At 62.7% G+C, this 14,191-nt stretch carries 18 protein-coding genes; 1 reads left to right on the forward strand and 17 read right to left on the reverse strand.

Translation table 11 applies throughout. The features are described 5' to 3' along the window. Positions 1 to 4: 4 nt before the first annotated feature. Complete coding sequence (gene cysE / locus ACR3FC_RS03140; RefSeq protein ID WP_480473363.1) at positions 5 to 814, reverse strand: serine O-acetyltransferase; 810 nt, start codon at positions 812 to 814, stop codon at positions 5 to 7. A gap of 27 nt (positions 815 to 841) precedes the next feature. Between cysE and ACR3FC_RS03145 the strand changes: the two genes are divergently transcribed. Beyond that, complete coding sequence (locus ACR3FC_RS03145; protein ID WP_480473364.1) at positions 842 to 1,237, forward strand: TraR/DksA family transcriptional regulator; 396 nt, start codon at positions 842 to 844, stop codon at positions 1,235 to 1,237. Here ACR3FC_RS03145 and ACR3FC_RS03150 read toward each other — a convergent pair. The 16 genes from ACR3FC_RS03150 to ACR3FC_RS03225 all read right to left on the reverse strand — a co-directional run bounded on the left by ACR3FC_RS03150 (position 1,218) and on the right by ACR3FC_RS03225 (position 13,900). Then, a complete protein-coding gene (locus ACR3FC_RS03150) occupies positions 1,218 to 1,514 on the reverse strand; it encodes a DUF7742 family protein (protein WP_480473365.1) in 297 nt (98 codons plus the stop codon). The two genes, ACR3FC_RS03145 and ACR3FC_RS03150, sit on opposite strands and share 20 nt — an antisense overlap. A gap of 8 nt (positions 1,515 to 1,522) precedes the next feature. Then, positions 1,523 to 5,632 (reverse strand): baseplate multidomain protein megatron, encoded by a 4,110-nt coding sequence (locus ACR3FC_RS03155; RefSeq protein WP_480473366.1) that lies wholly within the window; start codon positions 5,630 to 5,632, stop codon positions 1,523 to 1,525. Beyond that, on the reverse strand, positions 5,632 to 6,078 hold the full coding sequence (locus ACR3FC_RS03160; protein WP_480473367.1) for a C40 family peptidase: 447 nt from the start codon (positions 6,076 to 6,078) through the stop codon (positions 5,632 to 5,634). Before ACR3FC_RS03160 ends, ACR3FC_RS03155 begins: the two co-directional genes overlap by 1 nt. Continuing rightward, positions 6,075 to 6,962: a DUF2163 domain-containing protein gene (locus tag ACR3FC_RS03165; protein WP_480473368.1), complete on the reverse strand. Its 888-nt coding sequence runs from the start codon at positions 6,960 to 6,962 to the stop codon at positions 6,075 to 6,077. Before ACR3FC_RS03165 ends, ACR3FC_RS03160 begins: the two co-directional genes overlap by 4 nt. After that, positions 6,962 to 7,594 (reverse strand): phage distal tail protein, Rcc01695 family, encoded by a 633-nt coding sequence (locus ACR3FC_RS03170; RefSeq protein ID WP_480473369.1) that lies wholly within the window; start codon positions 7,592 to 7,594, stop codon positions 6,962 to 6,964. Before ACR3FC_RS03170 ends, ACR3FC_RS03165 begins: the two co-directional genes overlap by 1 nt. A 15-nt stretch (positions 7,595 to 7,609) precedes the next feature. Next, positions 7,610 to 8,272 carry a phage tail tape measure protein gene (locus ACR3FC_RS03175; protein ID WP_480473370.1) on the reverse strand — a complete coding sequence of 221 codons (663 nt, stop codon included), beginning with the start codon at positions 8,270 to 8,272 and terminating at the stop codon, positions 7,610 to 7,612. After that, complete coding sequence (locus tag ACR3FC_RS03180) at positions 8,259 to 8,468, reverse strand: rcc01693 family protein (RefSeq protein ID WP_480473371.1); 210 nt, start codon at positions 8,466 to 8,468, stop codon at positions 8,259 to 8,261. Before ACR3FC_RS03180 ends, ACR3FC_RS03175 begins: the two co-directional genes overlap by 14 nt. Beyond that, positions 8,465 to 8,785 carry a gene transfer agent family protein gene (locus ACR3FC_RS03185; RefSeq protein WP_480473372.1) on the reverse strand — a complete coding sequence of 107 codons (321 nt, stop codon included), beginning with the start codon at positions 8,783 to 8,785 and terminating at the stop codon, positions 8,465 to 8,467. Before ACR3FC_RS03185 ends, ACR3FC_RS03180 begins: the two co-directional genes overlap by 4 nt. Before the next feature lie 4 nt (positions 8,786 to 8,789). Further along, positions 8,790 to 9,203, reverse strand: coding sequence for a phage major tail protein, TP901-1 family (locus ACR3FC_RS03190; protein ID WP_267364994.1), 414 nt, complete (start codon positions 9,201 to 9,203; stop codon positions 8,790 to 8,792). 20 nt (positions 9,204 to 9,223) lie between these two features. Beyond that, the gene (locus tag ACR3FC_RS03195) at positions 9,224 to 9,637 is read right to left on the reverse strand and encodes a DUF3168 domain-containing protein (protein WP_480473373.1); all 414 of its coding nucleotides are present in this window, start codon (positions 9,635 to 9,637) and stop codon (positions 9,224 to 9,226) included. Beyond that, positions 9,634 to 9,972: a phage head closure protein gene (locus tag ACR3FC_RS03200; protein ID WP_480473374.1), complete on the reverse strand. Its 339-nt coding sequence runs from the start codon at positions 9,970 to 9,972 to the stop codon at positions 9,634 to 9,636. Before ACR3FC_RS03200 ends, ACR3FC_RS03195 begins: the two co-directional genes overlap by 4 nt. Continuing rightward, positions 9,969 to 10,568, reverse strand: a complete 600-nt coding sequence (locus ACR3FC_RS03205) for a head-tail connector protein (protein WP_480473375.1) — start codon at positions 10,566 to 10,568, stop codon at positions 9,969 to 9,971. The genes ACR3FC_RS03200 and ACR3FC_RS03205 overlap by 4 nt, the downstream gene beginning before the upstream one ends. 171 nt (positions 10,569 to 10,739) lie before the next feature. Further along, complete coding sequence (locus ACR3FC_RS03210) at positions 10,740 to 11,918, reverse strand: phage major capsid protein (RefSeq protein ID WP_480473376.1); 1,179 nt, start codon at positions 11,916 to 11,918, stop codon at positions 10,740 to 10,742. 35 nt (positions 11,919 to 11,953) lie between these two features. Then, a complete protein-coding gene (locus tag ACR3FC_RS03215) occupies positions 11,954 to 12,511 on the reverse strand; it encodes an HK97 family phage prohead protease (RefSeq protein WP_480473377.1) in 558 nt (185 codons plus the stop codon). Positions 12,512 to 12,525: 14 nt separating this feature from the next. Further along, positions 12,526 to 12,744 (reverse strand): GTA head formation protein, RCAP_rcc01685 family, encoded by a 219-nt coding sequence (locus ACR3FC_RS03220; protein ID WP_267365006.1) that lies wholly within the window; start codon positions 12,742 to 12,744, stop codon positions 12,526 to 12,528. Continuing rightward, positions 12,737 to 13,900 (reverse strand): phage portal protein, encoded by a 1,164-nt coding sequence (locus ACR3FC_RS03225; RefSeq protein ID WP_480473378.1) that lies wholly within the window; start codon positions 13,898 to 13,900, stop codon positions 12,737 to 12,739. Before ACR3FC_RS03225 ends, ACR3FC_RS03220 begins: the two co-directional genes overlap by 8 nt. Positions 13,901 to 14,191: the final 291 nt, after the last annotated feature.

Here is a 14,191-nt window from a genome sequence, read left to right on the forward strand (position 1 = left end):
CCGTTTACTGATCTTTGCCCAGCATGTGATCCATCGAGATCGACGGCTGATCGCATCCGGCCTCGCCCACAATCTTGGCCGGGATACCGGCAACGGTCTTGCACGGCGGAACGTCCTGCAACACCACCGAACCGGCGGCGATACGGCTGCAATGGCCGACCTTGATGTTACCCAGAACCTTTGCCCCGGCCCCGATCAGAACACCATCTCCGATTTTGGGATGGCGGTCTTCCTCCTCCTTGCCGGTTCCGCCCAGCGTCACCGAATGCAGCATCGAAACGTTGTCTCCGACCACGGCGGTTTCACCGATGACGATGGAATGGGCGTGGTCGATCATGATCCCTTTGCCGATCCTCGCGGCCGGGTGAATATCGATGCCGAATATCTCCGACGATCGCATCTGGAAGAAATAGGCCAGATCAAAACGTCCTTTGCGCCACAGCCAGTGCGCCACGCGATAGGCCTGCATGGCCTGATAGCCCTTGAAATACAGGATCGGCTGCAACAACCGATGGCAGGCCGGATCACGCTCATAAACCGCCATCAGATCGGCGCGGGCGGCTTCCAGCAATCCAGGATCGTTTGCATAGGCCTCGTCCACGATCTCACGCAGAACCATCATCGACATTTCGTTCGAACACAGCTTGGCCGCGATCCGATAGGACAGTGCACGCTCAAGGCTGCGGTGATGCAGAATACAGGCGTGTACAAGCCCGCCCATAAGCGGCTCCGTCTCGACGGCTGCTTGGGCCTCGGATGTGATACGGTTCCAGACCGGATCGACCGGTGTCACAGGGCTGCGTTTTTCAAACATAGCTTTTGATCCTTTGCTGCGCCTAGAATGCCATTTAGTGGCAAAAAGGCCAAACGCAAACCCGTGATCCGCGATACAACGAAAATGAATGAGTCTGAACGCGCATATTTTGAAACACGAATTCACGAGCGTCTGGCCGAACTGGATCAATTGTCCGCATCAGGCCAGCAGGCTCAGGCCGTTGTTGAGCTGGATCAGCAGGCCGTTGGTCGGCTCAGCCGCATGGATGCGCTGCAAAACCAGGCGATGGCAAAGGCGCAACAGGTGAATCGCAATATCGAAACCCGCCGCCTACAGGCCGCGCTTATGCGGTTGGACGAAGGGGAGTATGGGTATTGCGAGGATTGTGGCGACCGTATTCCCGATGGACGATTGTCTCTGGATCTGGCCGCCAGCAAATGTGTCAGCTGCGCGACCGGGTGATCAGAAACTCGGCAAGATGGTGCAAAACCGTCGAAAAACACCGACAATATTGCAAATCGTCAAACCCAGGCTCATCGGCCAGCACCCTGTTGCGCGCAACCGCCATCAACGATCCGTTGCCGTAAACCGGATGCAGCCGACCCGTGCGCGTGCGGTGATTGTCGGCCAGTTCCGCTTCATGGATCATCCGGGCGCATAAGCGGGTCCGCTCGGTCGGCGGCGCCGCCAACAAGGCGCGCGCCGCGGCACTTACATCACCATGCAAAACCGGTCGCATCAGGCCGCTTATCCGACAACCAGACGCGCCATCGCACCGGGGCCGTAAATGGCCGACACCTGCGCAATCCCGACCTCATATGACCCGGTCAGACCATCTGCCGCCTTCATTGCCGCCGAATAGGACCACCCCGGCAGGGATGTCATCTCTTCACGAACAAGGGTTCCCCCAGCAAAGACACGCACAAGATAGGATTCGCTTTCCTCGCCCAGCGGAACCTCCAGACCTGACCAGTCATCCCCATCCAACCGGGCGCGCCGCACCCAGTTCAGGTGATCGCCGGTTGCGTCGGATCGCACCCGGAGGTGAACCGGGGAAAACGGGCGCAAACCATTGCCGTCGAATGAGGCGATCAGGTGCTGGTAAGCCGGATCATCGTAACCACGGGTCGCCGGGCCGATGCGATAGTGTTTGGCCAATCCCCGCTCGTTGCGCAACAGGTTGGTCTGCTGCACCTGATCGTTCAGCAACACGAATATGGACCCGTCCGGCCAGACATCCGGCATCAGGGCATCCGACCCCAACTGGCCTCTCAACCGCCCGGACAATGCGTAAACGCCGGGGGACTCAAGCGTGGCATCCGAGAACTGGAACACCTCCCAGTTGCCGGGTGTTCCGTCGCCGATGGCCGCCAGATTGACACCGTTCAGAACCGCGCCACGCGGACGCGATTCCAACTGACCGGCCAACAGCCGCACCTTCACGGCCGGGCCTTCGTCCCAGACGCCGATACTGGCGCGCCTCAGCGGTGTTTCGGTCACGCCCACAATGGCCTGACCGGGGATCACATCACTCAGGCTGTACCCCTCATCGGTTGAGGAGGAATAAACCGTCGCGGCCCCCGGCCAGGGATCAGCGGTCACCGCAAGATAAGGTGCATGCGGGACCTCTGCCCCGGTGATCAGCGGCAGGTCCAGAAACACCGGCAACACTGGAACGGGCGCGGCATAGGGTCTGACAACCGCCGGGTCGTCGCGCAGGTGCGATGCCTTATACACGCCCTGTTCAACCCGGACCGCTTCGACCAGTTGCAGATCGGCAGATTCCAGACGGTCAATCCGGTAAAGGGGGCTGTTTTCGGTCTCTGACAACCGCACCAGATCACCTGCGCCCAGATGCAGCAGCGATGGCGGCAAGGCAAACCGCACCGTATCGCGGGAAACACGGGCCTCGCTCAACCAGCGCTCGGCCGTTTGCCGACCTTCGGTGCGTGTCATGGACAACGGCATCTCATTGACCGAGACCGAATGCGTGCTGTCCTCGGGCAGAACCGCCTCTTCCGCAACCAGATCGTGATCCGCATCCGACTGGACAAAACGCAGGCGCACGCGGCCCGTCATCTCGGCCTCGGCTTCTCGCCGGTGCTCAACCGTGCCATCCAGATCACCGCTGATCGCCAGATGATCGGGATTCAGGGCAATCGCGCCATAGCCATCGCGCATCTGAAAGCGCAAGATGCCGTTCCGTTCGATCGCGTCGAACCCATAGCGCAGCATCAGCGGCTGCAAAGCCGACCGCGCATTTGTCACATCTTCGATGACATATCCTCGAACCAAGCCATAAAGCCCGGAAACATCGATATCTGTCACCCCTGCCGCGTGGCATATCTCAGTCACGACCGAGGCCAGCGTCCGCGAGCCGGACCGGCCGTTCAGCCAATGCCCCCGGTCATAGTTCGCCCCATCATCCCATTGGCTTCGCAGATTGGGAAAGGTCGGAAACGGGCGGGTATCCCACGCCCAGACATAGGCATTCGCCAAATCCAGCATTGGCCCGCCGTAGACTTGCGACACCGGGTTGATGTTCGGGTCGCTCCAATATCCAAGGGTCGCTGCAAGGTACTGGACCTGAATAAAATCGTCGCGCAGACCGTTTGAATATGCAGGCAGCAGCGACTCAGACGATTTCGGGTCCAGAAACTTGTTCGGCTGGTTCGTGCCCTTGTCGATTGCCGCACATCCCAACTCGGTAAACCAGATCGGCTTTGATCCGGGCACCCAGTCGGTCGGATTGGGTTGACGAACGCCACCGATCCGCTCGTGGTGCAGATTTGACCACCAGCCGCGCAGGTCCTTGTACCGCCAGACCCATGGCTCATCATGCTCCTGATCTTCGATGGGCGTTCTGATCTGTGCCTCGGCCTCTTCCGGCGAGGCATAATACCAGTCATACCCCTCGCCCCCCTCGATATTGCTGCGCAGATACCCAAGGTCGTAGACCGACGGCGCACCTTCCTCGGCGTCTACGTGACTTTCGCCATCACGCCAGTCAGACAACGGCATGTAATTGTCGATGCCAATGAAATCGATTTTGTCATCCGCCCATAACGGGTCGAGGTGAAAATACCTGTCTCCGCTTCCGTCGGGCTGGTATCCGAAATACTCGCTCCAATCCGCCGCATAGCCGATCTTGGTGTCCGGGCCCAGAATCTGGCGCACCTCTGCCGCCAGCGCACGCAGTTGCGCAACAGCGGGAAAGCCCGAGGCTCCGCGGATCTGGGTCAGGCCACGCATCTCGGACGAGATACAGAAGGACGACACTCCACCAGCCGCCTTGCACAACATGGCATAGTGCAGAATGAACCGTCGCAGGCCCCATTCCTGCGGGCCAGAATATTTGACGATTTTCGTGGCCCGAACGGAACCATTGCCAAGCAAGCCGCCAAACGTGCCACCACCGTTTAGCCATTGCAGATCGCCAAGCCCGCGATCATCCGGCCGCCCGCCAAGCAACGGGCCCGAGCCACTGCCGCCGCCGCCACCGCCCGAGTCCACCGGGTCGTCAAAGCCTTCGTTGATCGTAAAATCTGCAGCACTTGCTGTCCCAAAGAACGCGGCCACCTGCGCGTCCGCCGCAGCGGTCTGATCAGCAGACCCCGCGCGCCCCGGTGCCACATCCAGCGTGATCCGTCCCCGCCAAGGCAGATGGGGCTGGCTTGCGGCCTCCGACCAGGGGTCCGGCAGCCCGTTTCCCTGCAATTGCTCCATCAGGATGAACGGGTAGAACATGACCCGCTTACCCGACTGGTTGAGGTGACGGATCGCTTCGACCACCGCCGGGTCTGCGGGTGTTCCGCCATAGACCGGGCGACCATCCTGCCGCGCGACCTGGCCCGCCGTGCTTCGGACCTGATCCGACACGATCCAGGGCATGTTGCGGCTGTCCGTGTCGCTCTGTTCGACCTTGGGCCGGATCCTGCATGTGCCGCATCTCAGATCGTCACCGAACCAAGAAACCACCAACGAGGCCGCATCGCAATTTGGCAGCTCGGTCTCCAGCGCACGGGTCGAGCTCACAAGATCCGATACACCGGACGAAGAATGCGCATTGGCCGCCCAGCTTGTCCCGGATTGCGTATAATTCACCTGCGAACGGGCCAGCGCATATTCTCCCGTGCCCGGAATCATCGCCACCCCGCGCACGATTTGCGGCAAGGAGCTTGGGTAATCAGGCATGTCGCGCTGCGCGGGGCGCACCACTTCGAACGAGAACTGCGGCACCCGGTTGCCAAAACTCGCAAGCTGGAAATCCTCGATCACCACATAGGCTGTACCGCGATAGGCTGGTACCGTGCCCGCCCCTTCGATTGCTTCGATCAGGGGATCGGGCAACTGATCCTGCGTGCCGTGATAGATGCGCATGTTCAGCCCGGATCGGTCCTGTTCTTCCCCGTCTGCCCAGATGCGCCCGACATCGGCAATCTCGCCTGCACCAACGGCAATGGCCAGCGAAATCGAATAGCTGTAGCTGACGGTGGTCACTTCGGGGGCCTTGGGTTTGCCTTTACCCCCGCCTCCGCCGCCCTGCGTTTCCCGGGTCTCGGTCTCAAGAAAGTCCGACGCCCAGATGACCTGACCGCCAACGCGCATACGCCCAAAGACAGTGGTCACCGGCGCGCCCTCGCCGGTTTCCGTCAGCCTGAACCGGTCCATGCGGCCTGTTTCGACGACTTCGCTGCCACTGCCCATAACGGACTGGCTGAAGAACCTCTGATCAATGACCCGCCCGACCGTCGCGCCAATGGCCCGGCCGATGATCGCGGTGGACAGGCCCGCGACGGTGCCACCGATTGACCCGCCCAGCGCGGCCCCGGCAGCGGAAAGAAGAATAGTAGCCATCAGAGCACCTCCAACGGGAATTCGAAACAGGAAACGACCCTGCGACGCCAAGGGCCGCTCAGCGCGTTCTCGACGACGCCATGGCCGGAATAGGCGTGAATGAACCTCGGCTCGTGGCCTGCGACGCTGACGATGCCAAGATGTTTGGCCACGCTGCCATCGCGCATGCGGAAAAGCAGCACATCTGCGACCGCGAAATCGGTGACCGGTTTTTCGACCAGATGCCGCCGCGCCGCCGCCCACATGCGTTCCTCGCCCTGCGGCTCGGACCAGTCCAGACTGTAGACCGGAACCGCCTCGGGCTCCTGCCCGATCACGGCGCGCCAGACGCCGCGCAGCAGGCCCAGACAATCCGTGCCCGCCCCCTTGGTCGAGGCCTGATGCACATAAGGCGTCCCCAACCAGCTGCGCGCTTCTGCGACAATATCCTGCCTGTGTATCGTCACCTCAGGCTCCCTCCGCTGTTGGCTTTGCTCTGTTTGGGAACGGCCATCACCCAGTCTTCGCCCGGAAGATCTGGAAAGCCCTGAAAGTTCAGCAGGTTGTTGAACTTCAGGCGGCAGGTCTCCATGCGTTTGTCGCACCCCGCCCGCAGCCTGACCATGTCACCCGGCACCAGGCTTTCCCCGAAACCGGACCAGAGCGTGATTTGCCGCCCTTCCGCCACCTGCCGGTCGTGCTTGATCGATGACCAGAGCCCTTCCGCCGCTCCCGACACTACGTCGACCCTGCCGCGCTCGAACCACCCGTCATCGATGGTTCCCCCGCCTGCCACAAGCAGAACGGTTCCGCCATCGAAACCGGTGACGGCGCCCTCGATCCAATAGCCGGGCGTATCCATGTCGAACCGACAAGTCCGATCCCCCAATACGGCAGTACAAGGCTTCTGATACACGCGCCCCAACGGGCGGTTCAGCAAATCGGTCAGGCCACGCAGCTCGGCGTGAAACGCGCCGCCTGCGCGCCGCAATTCCCCGATTGAGCCCCGGAACTGAAGGATACGCTGATCCGGGTCGGCCCAGTTGACCAGCCACGCGCGCACCTCGGCCCCGTCGAACCGCCCCGCCTCGATATCCTCTTCGCGAATGGCCGCATCCGACAGCGCGCCCATGGCTTCGGTGTTGTCAATGGACAGGCCGGTGGCCTGTTCGATGGCCGCCGCCGTCAATCCGGTGCTGGCCCTGAACGTCAATCCGTCAAAGCCAAGTTCCAGATCATGATCGGTGAACCCGTATTCCTGACCATCCCGGCGTCTGATCGCCCAACACCGGCACACAGTGGTTATTCCGCTTTGCAGATGCGCGTGCAGGCCCTGTTCATCCACAGCCATCAGACACGCACCTCGACCACGGGAACGTTCGGCGCCTCTCCGGCCTGAAAACTGGCGACGCTGGTATGGATCTTGTCGGTGTCAAACCGTACCGGTACATCGAATTCGAACCCGGCGGTGATATCCACCTCTTCCGGTGGCGGGTCGGCAAAGGTGATCCGGCCGGTTGCCAGATCGACGTCGAATTCCACACCCTCCCGGATCTCATCCTGATCCAGCCCCAGACGCACCGTCCCCAGCACCGGCTTGACGATGGGGCGGGCATAGCTGACCCCGCCCGAGCTATAGGTCTTGATCAGTTGAAACTCAGTCCGCACACCGTCGCCGCGTGCGATAACCTGATCTCCGACATCGACATCCAGCGTGGCCTTGCCGGATTTGAAATCCGACCAGTCCTTCCAGCGAAACCCATACATCTGGCCCTGCCGCGCCTCGAAGAACGAAATCAGCGTCTCGATATCGTCCAGCGAGCGCATCCCCAGTCCCGCATCATACCTGCGCCGGGAATGGGCCCAGGGCGTGTTGCGTTCTTCGAACCCGTTGGCCAGCGTCACGATATCCGTGCGCCGCTCGGGCCCCCCGACCGAGCCAAAGCTCAGGCTGGCGGGAAATCTCACCTCGTGGAAAGTCATCACCTGCTCCCTGATTTACCTGTTGCGATTGCCGCGCCCCAACGCACGGCTCATCTGTGCTGCAATCTGTCCCTGCGAGCGGCGGAACCCCTGCACATCCGGGGTCGTGATGTTCATCACCACATTCACCGAACGCCCGCCGCCCTGCGTGCGCACGCCCAGCTTGCCGTCCGCGCCGCGCGCCAGCGGCATGATCGCCTCGGGGCCGGCCTCGCCCATCAGCCCGGTGCCGCCCCGCATTGGAAACATCGTCGGGCTGCTGACCACGCCGCCATTGGCAAAGGGCATCACCCGGCCCTGGCTGAAACTGCCGCCATCGGCAAAGGGCAGAAGACCCTGCACCAACCCGCCGACCGAGTTTGCGAGCAACCCACCGAAATGATCCGTCACCGGCTTGATCGCGGCGGCATAAGCCGTTTGGATCAGCGAGTTCTTCAGCACATCCAGCGCGCCCGACAGGCTCATCCCGTCCAGAACCACACCATCGAACGCCTTGCGCAAACCGCTGGACATGCCCCGCTCCAACGTGGCGACATCCTTGCCGGTTTCCACGAACGCGGCACTGATCCGCTTCATCTGGCTGTCAAACGCCGCGGCCATCGTCGCAGCATCACCCAGGGCATCGCCCAGCGCCGCGCCCCGTTCCTGCAAGTCGTCAAACCCGTCACGATCCGTCATCACGCTCTCCTTGTTGCTTGTCCGGGAAGGCGGCCAGCAGCGCGTCAAGGCCTGCCCGGTTCATCGCGGGCATCTCGGCACCCTGCCCCAGCATCAGTCGCAGTTCTGCCGGGGTCAGACGCCAGAACTGGTCCGGCGTCAGCCGCAGCCCCAGAAACCCGGCCCGCATCAGGACGGGCCAGTCAAACCCGCTCATGTCGTTTCCGGCACCATGAAGGCGCGGGCCAGCAGTTCGGCCGCCGCTTTGGCCGCAGCCATGGGGCCGCCCTCGATCTCGGCATGAAACAGGTCGGCGCGGGTGGCATTCCGGCCTCCGCCCCGCAATCCGGCAACGATCAGCGCCAGCACGTCACCGCTGGAATACGCGCCACCCTCAAACCGCTGCACCAGCTCGACCAGGGATCCGGTGTTCAGCTCCTGCTCCAGTTCCGCCAAAGCGCCCAGCGTCAGCTTGAGCACCCGCCGCTCTCCATCGATGGTCAGTGCCACCTCGCCCGTCCACGGATTGGCCATGCGATTACAGCGCCGTAAAGCTCAGCGCACCGGCGCTTGCCATGCTCATCTCATAGGTCGCCTCACCGTTGTGTGAGCCCGCATACTCGATGCCCGTCACCTGAAACGCCCCCTCGACAATGCCGAAATCGGGGATAATCACCTGAAACGCCGGGGTCTCGCCGTCAAAAAACAGCTGCCGCGCACGTTCGTCCGTACCAGCATCCTTGAACACGCCCGAACCCGAGATCGAGGCCGATTTGACCCCCGCCCCCGACAACAGCTCGCGCCAGCCCCCCTGACTTTCCAGACTGGTGACGTCCACGCTTTCGGCGTTGAAACTGATCCGCGTGGCCCGCAGGCCCGCAATGGTCTGGAACAGGCCCGTGCCGTTCATATCCACTTTGACCAAAAGGTCTTTTCCGTTCTGGGCAGCCATGTGCTCTCTCCGTTGATTGCTTAGTCGTCTTCCACGCGGGCGCGGAATCTCAGGTCGATCTGGCGGATGCTGCCGCCTGTCCCGGTTCGCCGGGCCGAGGCGCGCTCGAACCACAGCCCGACCAGATGCCCGCGGCTCAGAACCAGCGGCGCATTGTCCAGCGCGTCACACACCGCCCCGGCCAGCGTCTTTGCCGCGCCAAACCCGGCGGCTTCGGACACCACCGAAACCGTAAAGCGGTGGATCGCACCCGCGCTCGACCGGTCCGAGGCGTCGCGGACCTCTTCCGGGCCCAATGTCACATAGGTCTGCGGAACCGTTCCCGTGGGCACCGCGTCATAGATCGCGCCGCCGGACTGGCCGCTGACATCCGCATCCGCGGTCAGGTGCTGAAACACCGCCGCCTGCAGGGCGGCTGATACGCCATAGCTCATGCCGCCACCTCTTCATCCGCGAAACAGATCAGGTACTGGCCGCGCGCGTCACGCTCTGCCACGGCGCGGATGACGAAACGGCGATTGCCCTCGCGAAACCGCTGATCCGGCGCCGGGCGCATGGTCGACCCTTCGGGGGCGCCCCGCACCACGATGCGATACCCCACGCGCGAGACGGAAACGCCAGCGATCTGCCGTTCCGCACCACTGCGCGCCGTGACCTCGGCCCACAGCGTTCCCAGCGCGGCCCAAGCCTCGGTATATCCCCCGGACCCGTCAGCGCTGCGCATCGGGGCCTCAAGCACCAGCTTGCGGTTCAGACGCGGCGTGTTCATTGCACCAACCCCGCACCAAAGCGCACCATCCGATAGCGCTGGATCAGGCTGGTGACGCCAAACGGCATACACCCCGCACCCAGCGCGGTCTCGTCCCGGTATTCGTAATAATGCGCCGCCAGTAACAGTACTGCCTGGCCCAGATCGGCAGGCAAACCGGCCCAGTCCGTGGCCATCCCGGCCGTGAAGGCGATCTTCACCGCGCCCCCCGTTGCAATCGCAGGCAGGACCGACCCGACCGGACGCAACCGCGGGCGCTGGCCATCGCGTTCCAGCCGATACACCGCCGCATCCGCAACGGTTTCAGAACCTGCCGCATCGGTCAGCGTCACGGCCAGCACCGATGTCACCGGAGCAACCGGCAAAACCTCGCCCGACGGATCGCGCCAACCGCTAAGGCTCCATGAAAAGTCGCGCTCGATCAGAACCTTGCCGGTGCGCGCCTCAATCGCGGCCATGGCCGCCCGCAGGAACCCCTTCAGCACCTCGTTCTGAACGTCATCCTCGGCAAAGCCCCTGCCTAGCCGCAGATGCGCCTTGAACTGATCCACCGGCAGCGCCGCATCCGCGATGGCGGTTTCTTCGATCAACATCATCCATTCACTCCGCAATCTCGGACCCCACCGGGGGCCTCAGTCAGGAAAATGACGGGCACGCGCCGCCCCACGTTGCTCGGACGGAGGGGAGCAGCTAGACAACGCGGGGGATCTCACCCCGGCCCGTGCCCGCCGCCCGAGGGGCTGATGGCCCCCCGGATTCGCCACCGCCTAGGCGATGCCGAATTTCACCAGCTTGATGGCTGCAAAGTCGCTCACATCACCGCCCACGCGCTTGGTCGCGTAGAACAGGACATGCGGCTTGGCGCTGAACGGATCGCGCAGCACGCGCAGATCGGGGCGTTCAGCGATGGTGTAACCGGATTTAAAGTCGCCAAACGCAATCGAGAAGCTGTCCGAGGCGGCATCCGGCATGTCCTCGGCAATCAGTACCGGATAGCCCATCAGGCGCGCGGGCTCACCAGCGGCCAGACCGTCCGACCACAGGAAGCGGCCATCGCTGTCCTTCAGCTTGCGGATCACACCCGCCGTTTTCGAGTTCATGACGAATGTGCCATTGACCCGGTATTGCGCGCCCAGCGCATAAACCACATCGACAATCGCATCCGCGTCGATACCGCCATCGATGCCGGTGGCAACATACCCCAGGCTGCCCCAGGACCAGGTGTCGTCGGATACCGCGCGGTGGATCATCAGACCTTTGGGTTTGTCCACACCGTCACCCGCGATAAAGGCCGCCGCCTCGGCACGGGCGAACTTGTCGGCAATCCGACCGGCCAACCAGCCCTCGACATCGAACGCGCTGTCATCCAGCAAACGTTGCGAGGCTTTGGGCAGCGCGCTCAACTCGTGCAGTGGGATCGAGATGCGGTCGATCGACGGGGTTCCGGTTTCGGAAGTGGACGAATTCTCATCGGCCCAGCCGGCACCGACATCGGTATGGTCGATCAGCACATCGAACGAATTCGCCTCGACATTCACCACCGACGCAATCGAGCGGATCGACGCGGTTGCGTTCAGAACCGACTTGATCGTCTCGGCGGTCTGCGGATCGACCAGATACCCGCCATCGCTGTTGACGGCGGTGGACAGCGATTTGCTCTCCATCTCCAGCCCGCGCAGCCCGTCATCCTCGCCCGAGCGTACATAGGCGTCGAACGCCTTCTGGTGCGGTGCACCGTCCAGGGTCGAGGCCGCAAGATGCGGGCGCGCCGCGATGGTTGTTTTACGATCCAGCATGGTCAGTCGCTCTTCTGTCTGTTGCAGTTTTGTTTTAACTTCAGCCTTCAGGCCCTTGAATTCATTCACGAAGCCAGCCATCGCCTGCTTCACCTCCTGAACCAGGGGCGCACCCTCTCCGGTCAAGGCCGGGATCTCGGTCTTGCTCATCAGCATGTCCTGTTTTTGGGTGGGTTTGAGGCGCGCTAGGTCCGCGCCAGCTCCTGCCGGGCGTCGTTGAACACCTCGGCAATACTGCGCCAGGTATTCTCGGCATCGGGGTCGCTCCCCTTTGCCGCCACCCGCGCACTGGGCAGCATCGGGAAGGTCACCAGCGACACCTCCCACAGCTCCAGTTCCGTCAGGACCCGCTGGCCCTTGTCATTCTTCACGGCCCGTTTGGTGCGATAGCCGATCGACAGGCCATCCATCGCACCCGCGCGGATCAGCTCGGCCGCTTCCCGGCCTTTCTGGGTGCTTTCCAGCAGACGTCCCTTGACCCACAGGCCCTTGTCGTCCTCGCGTACCTCGTCCCAGACGCCTATGGGTTGCGCCGGGTCGTGCTGCCACAGCATCTTGACCCGCTGACCCGCCTTGGCGAGCCCCTCAAGCGAGGCGCGATAGGCCCCGCGCTGCACCATGTCACTGCCATGATCGACTTGCCCGAACAGGCTGGCATAGCCTTCGATCATTGCATCCTCGGTCACCGACAGGATGTCACCGAACCCTGCGAACTTATGCTCCATATCCATGAACTTCTCCATGTAACCCACTGAACTTATGGCGTTACCACCAGGAATGACTGAAACGCCTGCGCCAGGATCACTGCGGCCACACCATAGACAGTCAGCCACAGCCGTTTCTCCAGCCGCTCCATCATCTCTTCGATCTGATCCAGCCGCCTGCACAGATGCGCGTGCTGGATCTCGGCCACCCGCTCATGCGCGGCCAGACGCAACCCCGGCGCGCATTCGAACGGAGGATACCCCTCAGCCATCTGCACGCTCCGGCAGCCCCAGCAACCTGCGTTTTTCCACATCGCTCAGGAATTCCGCCCGGTTGACCCGCGCCCATTGCGCATCCCGCTCGGCAGACAGGGCTGTTACTTGATCCAGATCGGGCTTCAGCATCAGATCCTCGCCGGTAAAGCCCGTCAGCCACTCCGACACCGCCGCCGCCACCCGCGTCACCAGGGGCAGCACTGTCAGGCGGTAAAACGCCCGGTTGGCCTCCTGATAGTTCGAATAGGTCGCGTCGCCCTGTATCCCCAGCAGCATCGGCGGGACCCCAAAGGCCAGCGCGATCTCGCGGGCGGCGGCTTCCTTGGTCTTCTGAAACTCCATGTCCGAGGGGGAAAAGCCCATCGGCTTCCAATCCAGCCCCCCCTCCAGAACCATCGGACGGCCGGCATTGCGCGCCCCGCGATAATTCTGCTCGATCTCGTCGGACAGACGGCGGAACTGTTCTTCGGCCATCATTCCGTGGCCATCACCGCCCTTCCACACCAGCGCCCCCGAGGGCCGCGCGGCATTGTCCAGCAGCGATTTCGACCACCGCGAGGCGCTGTTATGCACATCAATCGCCGTCGCCGCCGCCTGCATCGGCGAGAACCCGTAATGATCATCCTGCGGGTGGAACGCCTTGATATGGCAGATGGCCTCGGCCGAGAACCGGTGCGTCTTGCCACCGACGCTGTAATCATAGGCCTTGGGCCACCCATCCGCCCCCGGCACCACGCTCATCCGGTCCGAGCGCAAAACGTGCAGCTCAACCGGCAGCCCGTCCTCGGCCTGCACCGCCTCGACATAAGCATTGCCCGACAGCAGCAACTGCCCGAACAGGGCCTCCAGCATCTCTGCCCGCCCCTGCGCCGCATTCGGGCGCCGCAACAGGGCCAGGATCGGATGCGCATCGAAACGCTGCCCCTGACCCTGCAATATCAAGGGCAGAGCCGCCGCCGATTCAGCAATCAGCTTGACCGACCGAAACCCCACCGGATTGCCCGAAAACCCCGTCCGCGTCAGCGACACCGTGTCCCGCGGGCTCCACGCCACGCGCCCGCCAGTCTGCCACGCCACAACAGGCCCCGTCGCGCTCGCCTTCGCCTCGGGCGCTTTCCCAGCCGATCCACGACGCAAGAAATCGAATACCATCTGTGCTCCTTTCTGCCGCCGCTCTGCCCGGCTTGTTGAAAGGAGTTATGACGGAAAGACGTTTAAGCCTTGGGAATGGGGCGTACGGGGGGTGGGCAACGGGGGGTGGGCAACGGGTCAATCACGCGGATCGTTTCGGTTCGCAAACCTGCTTTCGATCACGCTGAACATCAGTATCAAGTATATCCAAGGGAGGGCTAGTACGTAGTAGAGGAACGATCGTTTTTCTGAAATCGACGCAAACAGCAAGATTGCAACGAAGATCAGTCTGACAAATAACCCTTGCTTCAG

The organism is Ruegeria sp. AF3 (assembly GCF_056536285.1).

Coding starts and splice junctions, on each gene's coding strand:
- cysE (WP_480473363.1), bottom strand. CDS start 814: ATGTTTGAAAAACGCAGCCCTGTGACACCGGTCGATCCGGTCTGGAAC.
- ACR3FC_RS03145 (WP_480473364.1), top strand. CDS start 842: ATGCCATTTAGTGGCAAAAAGGCCAAACGCAAACCCGTGATCCGCGAT.
- ACR3FC_RS03150 (WP_480473365.1), bottom strand. CDS start 1,514: ATGCGACCGGTTTTGCATGGTGATGTAAGTGCCGCGGCGCGCGCCTTG.
- ACR3FC_RS03155 (WP_480473366.1), bottom strand. CDS start 5,632: ATGGCTACTATTCTTCTTTCCGCTGCCGGGGCCGCGCTGGGCGGGTCA.
- ACR3FC_RS03165 (WP_480473368.1), bottom strand. CDS start 6,962: ATGGCTGTGGATGAACAGGGCCTGCACGCGCATCTGCAAAGCGGAATA.
- ACR3FC_RS03170 (WP_480473369.1), bottom strand. CDS start 7,594: ATGACTTTCCACGAGGTGAGATTTCCCGCCAGCCTGAGCTTTGGCTCG.
- ACR3FC_RS03175 (WP_480473370.1), bottom strand. CDS start 8,272: ATGACGGATCGTGACGGGTTTGACGACTTGCAGGAACGGGGCGCGGCG.
- ACR3FC_RS03180 (WP_480473371.1), bottom strand. CDS start 8,468: ATGAGCGGGTTTGACTGGCCCGTCCTGATGCGGGCCGGGTTTCTGGGG.
- ACR3FC_RS03185 (WP_480473372.1), bottom strand. CDS start 8,785: ATGGCCAATCCGTGGACGGGCGAGGTGGCACTGACCATCGATGGAGAG.
- ACR3FC_RS03190 (WP_267364994.1), bottom strand. CDS start 9,203: ATGGCTGCCCAGAACGGAAAAGACCTTTTGGTCAAAGTGGATATGAAC.
- ACR3FC_RS03195 (WP_480473373.1), bottom strand. CDS start 9,637: ATGAGCTATGGCGTATCAGCCGCCCTGCAGGCGGCGGTGTTTCAGCAC.
- ACR3FC_RS03200 (WP_480473374.1), bottom strand. CDS start 9,972: ATGAACACGCCGCGTCTGAACCGCAAGCTGGTGCTTGAGGCCCCGATG.
- ACR3FC_RS03205 (WP_480473375.1), bottom strand. CDS start 10,568: ATGATGTTGATCGAAGAAACCGCCATCGCGGATGCGGCGCTGCCGGTG.
- ACR3FC_RS03210 (WP_480473376.1), bottom strand. CDS start 11,918: ATGAGCAAGACCGAGATCCCGGCCTTGACCGGAGAGGGTGCGCCCCTG.
- ACR3FC_RS03215 (WP_480473377.1), bottom strand. CDS start 12,511: ATGGAGAAGTTCATGGATATGGAGCATAAGTTCGCAGGGTTCGGTGAC.
- ACR3FC_RS03220 (WP_267365006.1), bottom strand. CDS start 12,744: ATGGCTGAGGGGTATCCTCCGTTCGAATGCGCGCCGGGGTTGCGTCTG.
- ACR3FC_RS03225 (WP_480473378.1), bottom strand. CDS start 13,900: ATGGTATTCGATTTCTTGCGTCGTGGATCGGCTGGGAAAGCGCCCGAG.